General features: G+C 66.8%; 11 protein-coding genes. 6 read left to right on the top strand and 5 right to left on the bottom strand.

All coding sequences use genetic code 11. The annotated features are described in order from the left end of the window. Nucleotides 1–62: 62 nt before the first annotated feature. Nucleotides 63–938, bottom strand: coding sequence for a pirin family protein (locus U743_RS01465; protein ID WP_043764959.1), 876 nt, complete (start codon nt 936–938; stop codon nt 63–65). A 123-nt stretch (nt 939–1,061) separates the two neighbouring features. Between U743_RS01465 and U743_RS01460 the strand changes: the two genes are divergently transcribed. The 3 genes from U743_RS01460 to U743_RS01450 all read left to right on the top strand — a co-directional run bounded on the left by U743_RS01460 (nt 1,062) and on the right by U743_RS01450 (nt 2,673). Then, nucleotides 1,062–1,967, top strand: a complete 906-nt coding sequence (locus tag U743_RS01460; RefSeq protein WP_043764957.1) for a LysR family transcriptional regulator — start codon at nt 1,062–1,064, stop codon at nt 1,965–1,967. Between the two features lie 66 nt (nt 1,968–2,033). Then, nucleotides 2,034–2,258, top strand: a complete 225-nt coding sequence (locus U743_RS01455) for a hypothetical protein (RefSeq protein WP_043764955.1) — start codon at nt 2,034–2,036, stop codon at nt 2,256–2,258. Continuing rightward, nucleotides 2,248–2,673, top strand: a complete 426-nt coding sequence (locus U743_RS01450; protein WP_043764953.1) for a PIN domain-containing protein — start codon at nt 2,248–2,250, stop codon at nt 2,671–2,673. The genes U743_RS01455 and U743_RS01450 overlap by 11 nt, the downstream gene beginning before the upstream one ends. Here the strand turns inward: U743_RS01450 and aceF are convergent, their stop codons facing one another. Together aceF and aceE are read right to left on the bottom strand one after the other, a co-directional pair. Next, nucleotides 2,674–4,350 (bottom strand): dihydrolipoyllysine-residue acetyltransferase, encoded by a 1,677-nt coding sequence (gene aceF / locus U743_RS01445; RefSeq protein WP_043764951.1) that lies wholly within the window; start codon nt 4,348–4,350, stop codon nt 2,674–2,676. Then, nucleotides 4,350–7,016 (bottom strand): pyruvate dehydrogenase (acetyl-transferring), homodimeric type, encoded by a 2,667-nt coding sequence (gene aceE, locus U743_RS01440; protein ID WP_043764949.1) that lies wholly within the window; start codon nt 7,014–7,016, stop codon nt 4,350–4,352. The genes aceF and aceE overlap by 1 nt, the downstream gene beginning before the upstream one ends. Before the next feature lie 94 nt (nt 7,017–7,110). Here aceE and U743_RS01435 point away from each other — a divergent pair, with 94 nt between their 5' ends. Next, entirely contained in the window at nt 7,111–8,004 is an 894-nt protein-coding gene (locus U743_RS01435) for a LysR family transcriptional regulator (protein ID WP_043764947.1), read from the top strand. Nucleotides 8,005–8,011: 7 nt separating this feature from the next. On the opposite strand, the gene ssb is transcribed toward U743_RS01435, so the two are convergent. Beyond that, nucleotides 8,012–8,497, bottom strand: coding sequence for a single-stranded DNA-binding protein (gene ssb / locus U743_RS01430; protein ID WP_043764946.1), 486 nt, complete (start codon nt 8,495–8,497; stop codon nt 8,012–8,014). A 12-nt stretch (nt 8,498–8,509) separates the two neighbouring features. After that, nucleotides 8,510–9,670 carry an MFS transporter gene (locus U743_RS01425; RefSeq protein WP_052367397.1) on the bottom strand — a complete coding sequence of 387 codons (1,161 nt, stop codon included), beginning with the start codon at nt 9,668–9,670 and terminating at the stop codon, nt 8,510–8,512. Nucleotides 9,671–9,773: 103 nt separating this feature from the next. Here U743_RS01425 and uvrA point away from each other — a divergent pair, with 103 nt between their 5' ends. Together uvrA and U743_RS01415 are read left to right on the top strand one after the other, a co-directional pair. Then, nucleotides 9,774–12,608: an excinuclease ABC subunit UvrA gene (gene uvrA, locus U743_RS01420; RefSeq protein WP_043764944.1), complete on the top strand. Its 2,835-nt coding sequence runs from the start codon at nt 9,774–9,776 to the stop codon at nt 12,606–12,608. Nucleotides 12,609–12,733: 125 nt separating this feature from the next. Next, on the top strand, nt 12,734–15,214 hold the full coding sequence (locus U743_RS01415; protein ID WP_043764942.1) for a DUF1302 domain-containing protein: 2,481 nt from the start codon (nt 12,734–12,736) through the stop codon (nt 15,212–15,214). The last annotated feature ends 224 nt before the right edge of the window (nt 15,215–15,438 follow it).

Here is a 15,438-nt window from a genome sequence, read left to right as displayed (position 1 = left end):
GGCGGGCCATCGACGTCCGGCGGGCCCCGAGCCCGCCGGTACCACCATCATGCTGACGATCATCAGGCCGGCGAAGGCGCAATACGCCCGAAGTCGCCGCTGCGGAAGTCGGTGATCGCTTGACGGATCTCGTCGTCGCTGTTCATGACGAAGGGCCCGTAGGCGGCGATCGGCTCGTCGAGGGGCTCCCCGGATAGCAGCAGCAGGGTGGCCACGTCGTTGGCTTCAATCTGGACATCGGCACCGTCGCGCGCCAGCACAACGAGCTGACCCTCGCGCGCAAGCTCCACGCCGTTGATCTCGACGGTGCCGTGCAGCACGACCACCGCCAGCGTGCGGCCATCGGCCACCGGCAGCCGCGTCAGTCCGCCGGGCTGCAGACGCAGATCCCAGACATCCATCGGGCTGAAGGTACGCGCCGGGCCGGCATTGCCCTCATAAACGCCAGCGATGACCCGCAGATGGCCAGCCGCATCCGGCAACGCGACCTCGGGAATATCGGCCGCAAGCAGCGTCTGGTAGCCCGGCACGGTCATCTTGTCCTTCGCGGGCAGGTTGACCCATAGCTGCGCCATTTCCAGCCTGCCGCCGCGACGCGTGAAGGCCTGCGAGTGGAACTCCTCGTGCAGAATGCCGGCGCCGGCGGTCATCCACTGCACATCGCCGGGGCCGATGTCGCCGCCCGCGCCCGTGGAGTCGCGATGCGAGACCTCGCCTTCGTAGACGATGGTCACCGTTTCGAAGCCGCGATGCGGATGCTCCCCGACGCCGCGTGGTCGGATGCCCGGCACGAAGTCGCGCGGCCCGGCGTGATCGAGCATCAGGAAGGGGCTGAGCTGCTGGCCGTGGGTATCCGGCGCGAAAAGGGTGCGCACCGGAAAACCGTCGCCGACCCAGTGCCTTTCAGGGGTGCTGTAAACGCCGAGAATCGCTTTCATATCCTTTCTCCGCTAAGGCCGCATTGCGACCGTTGTTTCGGAGAAAGAAGATATAGGCGCGACAATCCCCCCGGTAGACGGCAATATTCAGATAGTGCGTCTTATTTTTGGAACAATATCGCCGTGGAAAACCTGAACGACCTCTACTACTTCGCCCGCGTCGTCGAGCACGGCGGCTTCGCGTCGGCCGGCCGAGCGCTCGGGCTGCCGAAGTCCAAGCTCAGCCGTCGCGTCGCGGCGCTGGAAGAGCGTCTGGGCGTGCGCCTGATTCAGCGCTCAACGCGACACTTCTCGGTCACGGAGTTGGGGCAGACGTACTACGCGCACTGCAAGGCGATGCTGGTGGAGGCCGAAGCGGCGCAGGAAGCCATCGCGCTGACGCGTACCGAGCCCCGCGGCGTGGTGCGCATCAGCTGCCCCATCGCGTTGCTGCACGCTCAAGTTGGCACGATGCTGGCGGACTTCCAGGCCACCTGCCCGAAAGTGACGCTGCATCTGGAGGCGACCAATCGTCGTGTCGATGTCATCGCCGAAGGTTTCGACCTCGCTATCCGTGTCCGCTACCCGCCACTCGACGACAGCGATCTCTTCCTCAAGGTGCTCGCCCAGCGCAGCCAGTGCCTGGTGGCCAGCCCGGAGCTGCTCGCGCGCTGCGGGCCGGTATCCCACCCCGCGCAGCTAGGCGAGCTACCCAGCCTCGATCTCGGTCCGCCCCGGCCGGATCATCGCTGGGATCTCTACGGGCCGGAAGGAGAGCAGGCACGCATCCGGCATCAGCCGCGGCTGGTCACCGACGACATGGTGGCGCTGCGCACGGCCGCGGTGGCCGGCATCGGCGTCGTGCAGCTACCAACCATCATCGTCCTGGACGAAGTGCGCAGCGGCGCGCTGCTGCGTCCCGTGCACGGCTGGGGCCCGAAGCCGCACCTGATCCATGCCGTCTACCCCTCCAAGCGCGGTCAATTACCGGCCGTGCGCGCGCTGCTCGACCATCTGGCCGAGGCCTTCGCGCAACTCGAAGAAACCTGATTCCTGGAACCAAGGAATCACACGAGTGTCGTGTACACTGCCTACACGAGCTACGGGGCTACAGCCATGCGCAACATCACCTTCAGCGCCGATGAGCACCTCATCGAGACCGCCCGCGCCCAGGCGAGGGCGCGCAACACCACTCTGAACGAGGAGTTCCGGCGCTGGCTTGAGGATTACACACGCCGGCAGCAGCAAGCCGACCAGGCCATGGCGGTCGTCGAGGAACTGCGCGGCAAACTGCGCACGGGTGGGCGCAAGTTCACGCGCGAAGAAATGAATGAGCGTTGATTTCATCGACTCCAACCTCCTCGTCTATCTCTTCGACGAGCGCGCGCCCGACAAGTCGCGACGCGCGGCCGAGCTGATCGAATTCGCGCTCCGCAGCGGCTCCGCCCTGATCAGTTATCAGGTGGTCCAGGAAAGCCTGGCGGTCATCACGCGGAAAATCCCCGTCCCGGCCGATCTGGACCAGGCGCGGCGCTTCCTGGACTCGGTCCTGCAGCCCTTGTGCCGGGTGATGCCGAGTCACGCGCTGTACCGTCGCGCGCTGGAGATTCAGACCCGCTACGGCTACGGCTTCTACGACAGCCTGATCATCGCGGCAGCCCTCGAGGCGGGCTGCCAACACCTGCTCTCGGAAGACATGCAGCACGGCCAGCAGATCGAGCAACTGCGCATCGTCAACCCCTTCCTTGAGCGCTGATCAGAGCAGCAGCCGACGCAGGTCCTCCAGCAGTGTCTTCAGCTGCACGATGAAGCGCGCCGCGGCCGCACCATCAATCACGCGGTGGTCGTAGGACAACGACAGCGGGCACATCAGGCGCGGCTGGAAGGCTTCGCCATCCCAGACTGGCTGCATCGACGCCTTGGACACGCCGAGGATCGCGACCTCGGGGGCGTTGACGATGGGCGAGAAATGGCTGCCGCCGATGCCGCCCAGGCTGGAGATCGAGAAGCAGCCGCCCTGCATTTCGTCAGGCTTGAGCTTGCCGTCGCGCGCCTTCGCCGCCAGCGCGCCGCTCTCGGCGGCCAGCTCAGTGACCGACTTGCTCCAGACGTCGCGGATCACCGGCACGAGCAGACCGTTCGGCGTATCGGCCGCGAAGCCGATATGGCAGTACTGCTTGCGGATCAGCTGCTGGCCGTCGGCGGACAGCGAGGCGTTGAAGTCCGGGAAGTCGCGCAGGCACTGCGCCACGGCCTTGATCAGGAAGGGCAGCAGCGTCAGCTTCTGCTCGGGCATCGACTCGGCCTTGCGGAAGGCTTCCAGATCGGTGATGTCGGCGCTGTCGGTCTGCGTGACGTGCGGCACCAGCAGCCAGTTGCGGTGCAGGTTCTGCGCCGAGATGCGGCGGATGCGGGCAAGATCCACCGCCTCCACCGGCCCGAAACGGCTGAAGTCGACCTCCGGCTGCTGCGGCAGACCGCCGCCGCCACCGGCCGTTGCGGCCGCAGCCTGCGGCGCGGCCTTCATGGCCGACTTCACATGCTGCTGGACGTCCTCGCGCAGGATGCGGCCCTTGGCACCGCTGCCGCTGACCTGCGCGAGATCGACACCCAGCTCGCGCGCGAAGCGGCGCACGGCGGGGCTGGCGTGCGGAATGAGCTGGCCGTCGCCTTCCGGGCGCATGCGCGGACCCTGCGCGGCGGATTCTTCCTCTTCCGCCTGGGAATCCGCCTTGTCCTCACTCTTGGGAGCCGGCGAGGCTTCTTTCTTCGCCGCGGGCGCAGGCTCGGGCGCAGCAGCTTGCGGAGCGGGCGCGGCCTCAGCCTTGCCGGCCACGCGCAGCTCGCAGATGGCGTCGCCTTCCTTGAGCTTGTCGTCGACCTTGACGCTGACACTTTCGACCGTGCCGGCCTTCGGCGACGGCACTTCCATCGTCGATTTCTCGGACTCCAGCACGATCAGCGGCTGATCGGCCTCGACGCTATCGCCAGCGCTGACCAGCACCTCGATGACCGGGACGTCCGTGAAGTCGCCGATGTCGGGGACGCGCACGGTTTCCACGCTGGCCTCGGCGGCCGGCGCCGGCTCCGGCTCCGGCTCCGGCTGCGCGGCCGCCTCGGGCGACGGCTCGGGCTCGGGCTCGGCAGCGGGCGCCGCTTCGGGCTCCGGCGCAGGCGCGGGGGACGCGGCTTCAGCCGGCACGATCTGGCAGATGGTGTCGCCCTCGGAAACCTTGTCGTCCACCTTCAGCGCCACGGACTCGATGGTGCCGGCCTCCGGCGCCGGGATCTCCATCGTCGACTTGTCGGACTCCAGAACGATAAGCGGCTGCTCGGCCTCCACCGTGTCACCGGGGCTGACCAGCACCTCGATGACCGGCACATCACTGAAGCCGCCGATATCCGGAATCTTGACGGGCTTTGCGCTGGCCATCAGGAAAGCCTCGGATTGGCCTTGGTGGCCTTGATGCCGAAGATGCGCATCGCCTGGCCGACCTTGGTCTTGGGTATGTGGCCCTCGTCGGCCAGCGCCTTGAGCGCGCGGATCGTGATCCAGCGCCGGTCGACCTCGAAGAAGTCGCGCAGGCGGTTGCGCGTGTCGGAGCGACCGAAGCCGTCGGTGCCCAGCGCCGAGAGATTGCGCTCCAGGAAGGGCCGGATCTGTTCGACGTGGTTGCGCACGTGATCGGTGGCCGCGACCACCGGCCCGGGATGGCCGTCCAGCGCCTGCTGCAGATAGCAGGTCTTGGGTTTGCGATCGGGGTGCAGAAGATTGTCGCGGTCGGTGTCCTGGCCGTCTCTCGCCAGCTCGGTGAAGCTGGTCACGCTCCAGACCTCGCTGGTGACGCCGAACTCCTCGTAGAGCAGTTCGGCGGCGGCCTCGACCTCGCGCAGGATCGTCCCGCTGCCCATGAGCTGGACGTGCTGCTTGCCGGGCTTCTTCTGCGGGCCACGCAGGCGGTATATGCCGCGCATGATCCCGTCCTCAACCCCCTCCGGCATGGGCGGGTGCGGGTAATTCTCGTTGTAGAGGGTGATGTAGTAGTAGACATCGCGCCCCTCGCCGTACATCTCCTGCATGCCGCGCTGCAGGATGACGGCCAGCTCGTAGACATAGGCCGGGTCGTAGCTGCGGCAGTTGGGCACCACACCGAAGAGCACGTGACTATGCCCGTCCTCGTGCTGCAGGCCCTCGCCGTTGAGCGTGGTGCGTCCGGCGGTCGCCCCCAACAGGAAGCCGCGGGCGCGCATGTCGCCGGCCGCCCAGCAGAGATCGCCGATGCGCTGGAATCCGAACATCGAATAGAAGATGTAGAAGGGCAGCATCGGTTCGCCGTGATTGGCGTAGCTGGTGGCCGCGGCGATCCAGGAGCTCATGGAACCGGCCTCGGTGATGCCTTCCTCCAGGATCTGGCCCTTGATGTCCTCCTTGTAGAAGGCCAGCGAGTCGGCGTCCTCGGGACGATACTTCTGCCCAACCACCGAGTAGATGCCCAGGCTGCGGAACATGCCCTCCATGCCGAAGGTGCGCGCCTCGTCGGGAATGATCGGCACGACGCGCTTGCCGACCTTCTTGTCGCGCAGCAGGGTCTGCAGGAACTGCACGAAGCCCATGGTCGTGGAGACCTCGCGCTCGCCGCTGCCTTCGAGCTGGCGAGAGAAGGCGTCCAGCTTCGGAATCTCCAGCGCCGGCGCCGTGACATTGCGCTGCGGCAGGTAGCCGCCGAGGGCCTCGCGCCGGGCCTTCAGATACTTGATCTCCTCGGAGTCCTCGCCGGGGTGATAGAAGGGCGTGTCCTTGATCTGCGCGTCGCTGATCGGGATCTTGAAACGGTCTCGGAAAGCCTTGAGGGCGTCCTCACCCATCTTCTTCTGCTGATGGGTGATGTTCTGGCCCTCGCCGGCCTCACCCATGCCGTAGCCCTTGACGGTCTTGGCGAGAATCACGGTCGGTCGGCCGTCGGCGTTGTGGATGGCGCGGTGATAGGCGGCGAAGAGCTTGTGCGGGTCGTGGCCGCCGCGATTGAGCTTGGCGATGTCGTCGTCGGACATGGCCTCGACCAGCTTCGCGGTCTCCGGATACTTGCCGAAGAAGTTCTCGCGCGTGTACTTGCCGCCGCGCGCCTTGCAGGACTGGTACTCGCCGTCGACGGTCTCGTTCATCAGCTCCATGAGCTTGCCGCTGGCGTCCCTGGCCAGCAGGCCGTCCCAGGCCGAGCCCCAGATCACCTTGATGACATTCCAGCCGGCACCGCGGAAGACGCCTTCCAGCTCCTGGATGATCTTGCCGTTGCCGCGCACCGGCCCGTCCAGTCGCTGCAGATTGCAGTTGACGACGAAGATCAGGTTGTCGAGCTTCTCGCGCGCGGCGATGTCGATGGCACCCAGCGATTCCGGCTCGTCCATCTCGCCGTCGCCGCAGAAGCACCACACCTTGCGGCCGTTCGTGGTGGCCAGGCCGCGGTTCTCCAGGTACTTCATGAATCGCGCCTGGTAGATCGACGTGATGGGCCCCAGGCCCATCGACACGGTCGCGAACTGCCAGAAGTCCCGCATCAGCCAGGGGTGCGGATAGGAGGACACGCCCTTGCCTTCGGACTCGTAGCGGAAGTTGAAGATCTGCTCCTCGGTGAGCCGCCCCTCCAGATAAGCGCGCGCGTAGATGCCCGGGGTAACGTGCCCCTGGATGTAGAGCAGATCGGCGCCGTCGGGGTGCTCGGGCCCCTTGAAGAAGTGATTGAAGCCGACCTCGTAGAGCGTCGCCGCCGAGGCATAGCTGGCGATGTGGCCGCCGACACCGGCGTGCTCGCGGTTGGCGTTGACCACCATCGCCATCGCGTTCCAGCGCAGGATCGAGCGGATCTTCCACTCCATCGTGTGATCAGCATCCTCCGGCCGCGCCTCGGCATCCGGCGGGATGGTGTTCAGATAGGCCGTATTCGGCGAGAAGGGGATGAAGGCACCCGAGCGCCGGGCACGCTCGATCAGCGTCTCCAGCAGGTAGTGCGCCCGATCCGGGCCCTCGCGCTGAAGCACCGCATCCAGCGACTCGATCCACTCCCCGGTTTCTACCGGGTCCACATCCTCATGCTCCGCCACCGCTGTCTCCTCGCGCTGCTGATGCGATGACTGTAGACGGCAGCAATCCGATATGTCCAATATATGAAACTGCAATAATTGATTGGTTATAAATATGGAGCTGCGCCACCTGCGCTATTTCTTGGCCGTTGCCGAGGCGCAGCATTTCACGCGCGCGGCGGCGCGGCTGGGCATCGGCCAGCCGCCGCTGTCACAGCAGATCCGGGCGCTGGAGACCGAGCTGGGCACACCGCTCTTCCTGCGCCATTCGCGCGGCGTCCAGCTGACCGAAGCCGGTCGCGCCTTTGCCGAGGACGCGCGTCACATCGTCAGCGCGGCCGAGCGCGCGGTCGAGCGCGCCCAGCGCGTCGCAGCCGGCGATGTCGGACGACTGCGCATCGGCATGATCAACTCCGCGCCCTTCCACCCCTTCGTACCGCGCGCCATCCGCGAGTTCGGCCATCGTTACCCGGAGGTGCGCCTGTCGCTGGATGAGAACAGCACGCCGGCGCTGGTCGAGGATGTGCGCAGCGAGCAGTGCGACATCGCCTTCGTCCGACCGCCGCTGGGGCACGCCGCCGACATCGCCGCCGTCGCGCTCTTCGACGAGGATGTGCTGGTGGCACTGCCCAACGGCCACCCGCTGGCGCGCTTCGAGAGCCTGTCGCTGTGGGCGCTGGCCGGCGAGCGCTTCGTGCTCTTTCCGCGCACGGTGGGCGCCGGCCTCTACGACGAGATCATCGCCAGCTGTCGCCGCGCGGGCTTTTCCCCGCGCATCAGCCAGGAAACCTCGCAGGTGACGTCCATCGTCAACCTCGTCGCCGCCGGGCTGGGGGTGTCGCTGGTACCCGCTTCCATGCAGCAGGTGCATTCGGAGGGCGTGACCTACCGCCCCATCGCCGGCGAGGCGCCGCGCGCGGCGATGGTGCTGATCCACCGCCGCGACGACCCCAGCCCGACGGTCGCGCGCATGACCGCGCTGCTCGCTGACCTGGGCGAGACCGGCTGAAGCCGGCTCAGAAGGGTATGTCGTCGTCCTCGAAGTCCGGCGCACCGGCCGGTTCGCGCTGCGGCGGCGCGGACTGCTGGCCGCCGCTACCGCCACGGCTGCCGCCCATAGAGCCACCGCCGTCGTCGTAACCGCCGCCGCCACCACCGCCACCGGCGCCGCCGCCGATCATCTGCATGTCGTTGCCGACGACCTCGGTGGAGAAGCGATCATTGCCGGACTTGTCCTGCCACTTGCGCGTCTGCAGGCGGCCCTCGATGTAGACCTGCCGGCCCTTCTTGAGGTACTGGCTGGCGATCTCGGCGGTCTTGCCGAAGAGCACCACGGTGTGCCACTCCGTGTTCTCCTTCTGCTCGCCGGTCTGCTTGTCGCGCCAGCTCTCGCTGGTGGCAATGCGCAGATTCGCCACCGCCGTGCCGCTGGCTGTATAGCGGACTTCCGGATCCTGGCCGAGGTTGCCGATGAGGATCACTTTGTTGATGCCGCGTGCCATATCGAAGACTCCCTAGATCGTTGCTGGCGACCGCTCGCGCGGCAGCCGATAAGCGAAAGTACACCACAGTAAGGGCAGCGCCGCGAGCAGCCAGAAGCCCGGGGCGTCAGCACCGCTGGCCAAACCACCGAGCAGCCCGCCACAGAAGGCGCCAAGGAACTGCGACGTGGCATAGAGCCCCATCGCCGCGCCGCGGCTGGCCTCCGGCGCGCGCCTGGACACCAGCGAGGGTAGCGCCCCCTCCAGATAATTGAAGGCCATGAAATAGAGCAGCACGCCGGCGAGCAGCAGCGGCGCAGCGGACTCGCCCAGGGCCAGGAGGATGCTGGCGCCCAGCAGCCCGAACACAGCCACCACCAGCAGCTCGCGCACGCGGTTGTTCAAATCCGCCCAGCGGATCGCCGGCAGCACCACAACCAGCGACAGCAACATCACCGGCAGGTAGAGCTTCCACTGCCCGGCGAGATCCAGCGCCAGCAGGCGCTCGAAGCGCTCGGGAAAGAGCATGAAGCTGGCCGTCAGCAACGCGTGCAACAGGAAGATGCCGGCGTTGAGCTGCCACAGCTCGGTATTGCGCAGCACGGGCCCGAGACGGGCCGAGGCCGTCTCTACTTGCGGGGCGGGCGGCACCACCCAGATCACCACCGCCACCGCCACCAGGCTCAGCCAGCCGGCAGCGGTGAGAATGCCGTCGACGCCGATCCAGCCCGCCACCGGCGGACCGGCCACCAGCGCGACAACGAAGGAAGCCCCCATGCCGGCGCCCAGAATCGCCATGGCCATGGTGCGTACCTGCGGCCGCGTGCTGTCGGCCACCAGCGCCGACACCGCCGCGGAGATGGCGCCGGCGCCCTGCAGCGCGCGACCGGCGATAAGCCCGGCGATGGTCTCGCTGCTGCCCGCCAGCCAGGAACCCGCCGCGAAAATCAGCATGCCGGCAACGATCACCGGCTTGCGTCCGAAGCGGTCCGAGGCCATGCCGAAGGGAATCTGGCAGACGGCCTGCGTCAGGCCGTAGACGCCCAGCGCTAACCCGACGAGCAGGGCCAGCTCACCGCCTTCCATGCGCGCAGCGAAGGGCGCGAAGGCCGGCAGCACCATGAAGAGGCCAAACATGCGCAGCGCGTAAACGGCGGAGAGGCCGAGGGTTGTGCGCCACTCGGTGGAGGTCATCGGCAGGGTCGGCTGAAAAGTGGGGCGCGGGGTCTACGGCTTCGCCGCGACTTGCTCAGCAACGTATATTAGAGGATTGCCCTTGAACGACCCTCCAAACGCCATGGACGTCATCCGCATCCGCGGCGCGCGCACGCACAACCTCCGCGACGTCAACGTCGATATTCCGCGCGACCAGCTGACCGTCATCACCGGCCTGTCGGGCTCCGGCAAGTCCAGCCTTGCCTTCGACACGCTCTACGCCGAGGGTCAGCGCCGCTACGTCGAATCGCTGTCCGCCTACGCGCGGCAGTTCCTGTCGATGATGCAGAAGCCCGACGTCGATTCCATCGAGGGGCTGTCGCCGGCAATCTCCATCGAACAGAAGTCCACCTCCCACAACCCACGCTCGACGGTGGGCACGGTGACCGAGATCCATGACTATCTGCGCCTGCTGTTTGCGCGCGTCGGCACGCCGCGCTGCCCGGAGCACGGCACCGCACTGGAGGCCATGGAGGTCTCGCAGATGGTCGACAGCGTGCTGGCGCTGGAGGCCGGCTCGGCCTGGCTGCTCTGCGCCCCGGTGGTGCGCGGGCGCAAGGGCGAGCATCTGGAGATATTCAACGGTATGCGCGCGCAGGGCTTCGTGCGCGCCCGGGTCGACGGCATCGTCTACGAGCTGGACGAAGTGCCGGTGCTCAACCGCCGCACCAAGCACGACATCGACATCGTCGTCGACCGCTTCAAGGTGCGCGAGGACCTGCGCCAGCGGCTGGCGGAGTCCTTCGAGACCGCGCTGCGCGTCTCCGACGGGCTGGCGCATGTCGTGCCCTACCGCCAGGAGGGCGACGAACTGACCTTCTCTGCACGCATGGCCTGCACGCACTGCGGCTACGCGCTGCCCGAGCTGGAACCACGGCTATTCTCCTTCAACTCACCGCACGGCGCCTGCCAGACCTGCGACGGCCTGGGCCATCAGCAGGTCTTCGACCCGGAGCGCGTCATCGCCAGCCCGGAGCTGTCGCTGGCCGCCGGCGCCATCCGCGGCTGGGACCGCCGCAACCCCTACTACTGGGCGCTGCTGAAGTCACTGGCCGAACACGCCGGCATCGATCTGGAAACGCCCTTCGAGGATCTGCCGAAGGCGCACCAGGACCTGCTGCTCTACGGCAGCGGCGAGGAGAAGATCCGCTTCCGCTATCCGGGCATCCGCGGCCGCGCCACAACGCGCACGCACGCCTTCGAGGGTGTGCTGGCCAATCTGCAGCGCCGCTACCGCGAAACCGAGTCCGAAGCCGTGCGCGAGGAGCTGGCGCGCTTTCTCTCCGACAAGCCCTGCCCGGCCTGCGGCGGCGATCGTCTGAACGAGGCCGCGCGCAACGTCTTCGTCGGCGGCCGCAATCTGCCCGAACTGACGCGGCGCTCCATCCGCGACGCGGAGAGCTGGTTCCGCGAGCTGGACTTGCCCGGTCATCGCGGCGAAATCGCGTCCAAGATCCTCAAGGAGATCATCGACCGACTGGGCTTCCTCAACAATGTCGGTCTGGATTATCTGAATCTGGCGCGCAGCGCCGACACGCTGTCGGGCGGCGAAGCGCAGCGCATCCGCCTGGCCAGCCAGATCGGCGCCGGACTGGTGGGCGTGATGTACGTGCTCGACGAGCCCAGCATCGGCCTGCACCAGCGTGACAACCAACGCCTGCTCGACACCCTCTTCCGGCTGCGCGATCTCGGGAACACCGTGCTGGTGGTGGAGCACGACGAGGAGGCCATCCGCAGCGCCGATCACGTGCTGGATATCGGCCCCGGTGCCGGCGTGCACGGCGGCCACATCGTCGCCCAGGGCAAGCCCGACGCTATCGCGCAGGAGCCCGAATCCTGGACCGGCCGCTACCTGGCCGGCACCGAATCCATCGCCGTTCCGCAGCGCCGGCACAAGCCCAAGGCCAAGAAATGGCTGACGCTGTCCGGCTGCCGCGGCAACAACCTCAAGAACGTCACGGCCGAGCTACCGCTGGGGCTGTTCATCGGCATCACCGGTGTCTCCGGCTCGGGCAAGTCGACCCTGATCAACGACACGCTCTACGCCGCCACCGCGCGCGAACTCAACGGCGCGGCCACGCGGCCGGCAGCCATGAAGGGCATCGAGGGCCTGCAGCATCTGGACAAGGTCATCGACATCGACCAGGCGCCCATCGGGCGTACGCCGCGCAGCAACCCGGCGACCTACACCGGGCTGTTCACGCCCATCCGCGAACTCTTCGCCAACGTGCCGGAGGCGCGCTCGCGCGGCTACACGCCGGGGCGCTTCTCCTTCAACGTCAAGGGCGGCCGCTGCGAGGCCTGCCAGGGCGACGGCGTCATCAAGGTGGAGATGCATTTCCTGCCGGATGTCTATGTCACCTGCGACGTTTGCGAGGGCCGGCGCTACAACCGCGAGACGCTGGAGATCCGCTACAAGGGCAAAGCCATCAACGAGGTACTGGAGATGACGGTGGAGGAAGCCACCGAGTTCTTCGCGCCGGTGCCTGCACTCAAGCGGAAACTGGATACGCTCATGGAGGTGGGCCTGTCCTACGTCACCCTCGGCCAGCGCGCCACCACGCTATCCGGCGGCGAAGCGCAGCGGGTAAAGCTGGCACGAGAGCTGGCCAAGCGCAGCACCGGCCAGACGCTCTACATCCTCGACGAACCCACCACCGGCCTGCACTTCCACGACGTCGCACAGCTGCTCAAGGTCATCGAGACGCTGCGCGACGCCGGCAACACGGTGGTCGTCATCGAGCACAACCTCGACGTCATCAAGCGCGCCGACTGGCTCATCGACATGGGGCCGGAAGGCGGCGACGGCGGCGGCGAGATCATCGCCTCGGGCAACCCCGAGGCGGTAGCCACGGTGGAACGTTCGCACACCGGCCGCTATCTGGCGGAAATGCTGGGTATGCGCAAGAGCGCCTGAACCAGTGGTCGGATTGCCTCCGGTATCCGGAGGCGCGATAATTAAACGAGTGGTCCGTTGCACTGCGGCATGAGATCCGCGGGCGGCCGACCGCGAGCAGACCCCCAACCCCTACGAGGATCCTCATGTCGCCTGCCCTGCGCGCGGCCGCGACCACAGCCCTGCTGTGTGTTGCCGCCCTCTCCGCCCCCGCCGTCCAGGCCCTCGAATTCCGCAACGGCGACACGACGGTGGTGCTCAACACCAACATCGTCGCCGGCGCCGCCTGGCGGCTGAACGGCCCGAGCAGCGATCTGATCGGCAAATCGAATCTGAACCCGACGCTCTGCAGCGGCCACTTCCAGTCCTGCCAGGGCCTGTTCCGCAGCGAGACCGCACCGGCCGAGCGGCTGCGCGACGCGCCGGGCATGCCCAGCCTGAATTTCGACGACGGCAATCTGAACTACGGCCAGGGCGACGTCGTGCAGGCGCCCTTCCGCATCAACCAGGACATCAAGATCGAGCGCGGCAACTTCGGTTTCTTCGCGCGCTGGCTGACCTTCTACGATTTCGCCAACAACAGCTTCACCGAGTTCTCGCCCAATCGCATCACGCCGGAGAACGTCGACGACGTCGGCCAGCGCGGCGACCCGGCTGCCAACCGCTACTTCGACCAGGTCTTCGGCCAGGGCGGCGTCGTGCGCAGCAAGCGCCGCAACGGCCGCACGCTGGAGCAGCTCGGCACCGACCTGCAGCTGCTGGACTTCAACTTCTTCGGTCGCGTGCCGCTGCCGCTGGTCGACCGCGATCTGGAGTTCCGCATCGGCCGCCAGACCATCAACTGGGGCGAGTCGACGGTGCTGGTCATCAACAGCGTCAACCAGGCGAACCCGGCCAACACCAACAACCTCTTCCGCACCGGCTTCACGCTGGATGAGGTCTTCACGCCGGTGGGCATGGCGACGGCCAGCGTCAATCTCACCAACCGCGTGTCGCTGGAGGCCTACTACCAGTACGAGTGGGACTCCGTGGAGATCCCTCCGCAGGGCGGCTTCTTCTCCTTCCTCGACCTGGGCACGCCCAATATCGGCGGCTCGGTGAATGCCAGCTTCGGCGGCGCCGCGGAGGATCCCGAGGCCATCGGCACGCCGCTGAACAGCCCGCTGGCGCTGATAACGCCCACCACCGCGACCATCCCGCGCCGCCCCGACGACAAGGCGCGCGATCAGGGGCAGTACGGTGTGGCGCTGAAGTGGTTCCTGCCGGATCTGAACTACGGCACGGAGTTCGGCTTCTACTTCATGAACTACCACTCGAAGCTGCCCTACGCCAGCTTCGACGCCGTCGACGCCAGCTGCGCGCGCGCCGGCGGCAACCCGATGGGCATGGATGCCACCAATACGCTCGAGTTCCTGCAAGCCTGCCCGAACCTGCCGGTGGGCCAGGCACCGGGGCCGTTGACCGCGGATCTGCTGGCTTTGGCGGCGCAACGACCCGGCGTGCTGGCTGACTTCGGCATCGGCAACCTCGGTGCCCTGCTGCCGGCGCTGGGCAGCCTGCTGAGCTTCAACCCGGACGAGCCGGTTTCGGACACGGTGGGCTTCGACACTGCGCGCATCCAGCTCGAATACCCCGAGGATCGCAAGATGCTCGGCATCAGCTTCAACACGCCGGCCGGCGCGGATTATTCGCTGCAAGGCGAAATCGCCTACCGACCGAATTTGCCGCTGCAGGTCTCTGTCGCGGATCTGGCCTTTGCAGCCTTCGGTCCCTCGCTCACCGCCTGTCATCGTGAAGAGCTGGGCTGCAACGGCTCCACCGCGGGTGTGGACTTCGACGAGAACGGCAACCGGGATATCGTCGGCGACAGCGACTTCGTAAACGCCGACGGCAACAACCCCTACCCGGACACCGTCAATCTGATCGTGGGCTCGGCGCCCGGCTCGGCGCGCTCCTTCCCGAACTTCGTGCTGCCCTACCGCGGCCAGGAGATCGGCGAGAACGCGCCCAACGGTCGTATCCGCGGCTGGGAGCCCTTCCAGGTGCTGCAGTACAACCTGGGCGCCACCCGCGTCTACGGCTCATCGGAAGCCATCCTGGGCGCGGATCAGATCATCATGATCTACGAGCTCGGCGCCACCCACGTGCCCGGTTTCCCCGACTTCGATGAACTGCAGATCGAGGGCCCGCTTTCCGGCACCACGCACGCTTCCGCCGGCGCCGACGGCAGCGGAGCCGATGGATCACGACAGGCCTGCTCGACGAATCCCAGCTGTACGGTCGGGCCGGACGGCCTGCGCTTCAATCCCTACCAGGCTGACCGCGACCAGTTCGCGCACCGCTTCTCCTGGGGCTACCGCATCGTCTCCATCCTGCGCTACGACTCGGTGCTGCCCGGCATCAGCATCGAGCCGACGCTGATCTGGGGGCACGACGTGCACGGCAACGCACCCGGCCCGGGTGCGAACTTCATCGAGGGGCGCAAGACGCTCAACGCCACCTTCCAGTTCCGCTATCGGACGGCGACCTCTTTCAATATTTCCTATCAGATGTTCACTGGCGGCAGTTCCAACCACATCCAGCGCGACCGCGACAACCTGGGCTTCTTCATCCGCTACCAGTTCTGAGGGCACAAGTGCTCTGAATGTCCTGCGCTCCCCCGCAGGATAAGAAAATCCCCACAAAGGTAGCTTCAGGGCTTCACAGGCCGCGAGCCTTGTGTAAGCATTGCGAGGTCCTTTATCGACCGACTGTTCGGCCCCCAGCCGTGCGTCGGGAGAAATGACTACAAAAGTGGTCGGGCACATTGCCCGTCAGGGATAGAAGCACCACCAGCGCCACCCACCCCGGG

The sequence above is a fragment of the Algiphilus aromaticivorans DG1253 genome (genome assembly GCF_000733765.1).
GTDB lineage: Bacteria > Pseudomonadota > Gammaproteobacteria > Nevskiales > Nevskiaceae > Algiphilus > Algiphilus aromaticivorans.
The sequence above is the reverse complement of the archived record's forward strand: the minus strand, read 5'-3'. Positions and strand labels throughout refer to the sequence as shown.

Bases quoted from the DNA above. Each gene is read 5' to 3' on its own strand.
- U743_RS01435 (WP_043764947.1), top strand. From the start codon at position 7,111: ATGGAGCTGCGCCACCTGCGCTATTTCTTGGCCGTTGCCGAGGCGCAG.
- aceF (WP_043764951.1), bottom strand. From the start codon at position 4,350: ATGGCCAGCGCAAAGCCCGTCAAGATTCCGGATATCGGCGGCTTCAGT.
- U743_RS01450 (WP_043764953.1), top strand. From the start codon at position 2,248: ATGAGCGTTGATTTCATCGACTCCAACCTCCTCGTCTATCTCTTCGAC.
- ssb (WP_043764946.1), bottom strand. From the start codon at position 8,497: ATGGCACGCGGCATCAACAAAGTGATCCTCATCGGCAACCTCGGCCAG.
- U743_RS01465 (WP_043764959.1), bottom strand. From the start codon at position 938: ATGAAAGCGATTCTCGGCGTTTACAGCACCCCTGAAAGGCACTGGGTC.
- U743_RS01455 (WP_043764955.1), top strand. From the start codon at position 2,034: ATGCGCAACATCACCTTCAGCGCCGATGAGCACCTCATCGAGACCGCC.
- uvrA (WP_043764944.1), top strand. From the start codon at position 9,774: ATGGACGTCATCCGCATCCGCGGCGCGCGCACGCACAACCTCCGCGAC.
- U743_RS01415 (WP_043764942.1), top strand. From the start codon at position 12,734: ATGTCGCCTGCCCTGCGCGCGGCCGCGACCACAGCCCTGCTGTGTGTT.
- U743_RS01425 (WP_052367397.1), bottom strand. From the start codon at position 9,670: ATGACCTCCACCGAGTGGCGCACAACCCTCGGCCTCTCCGCCGTTTAC.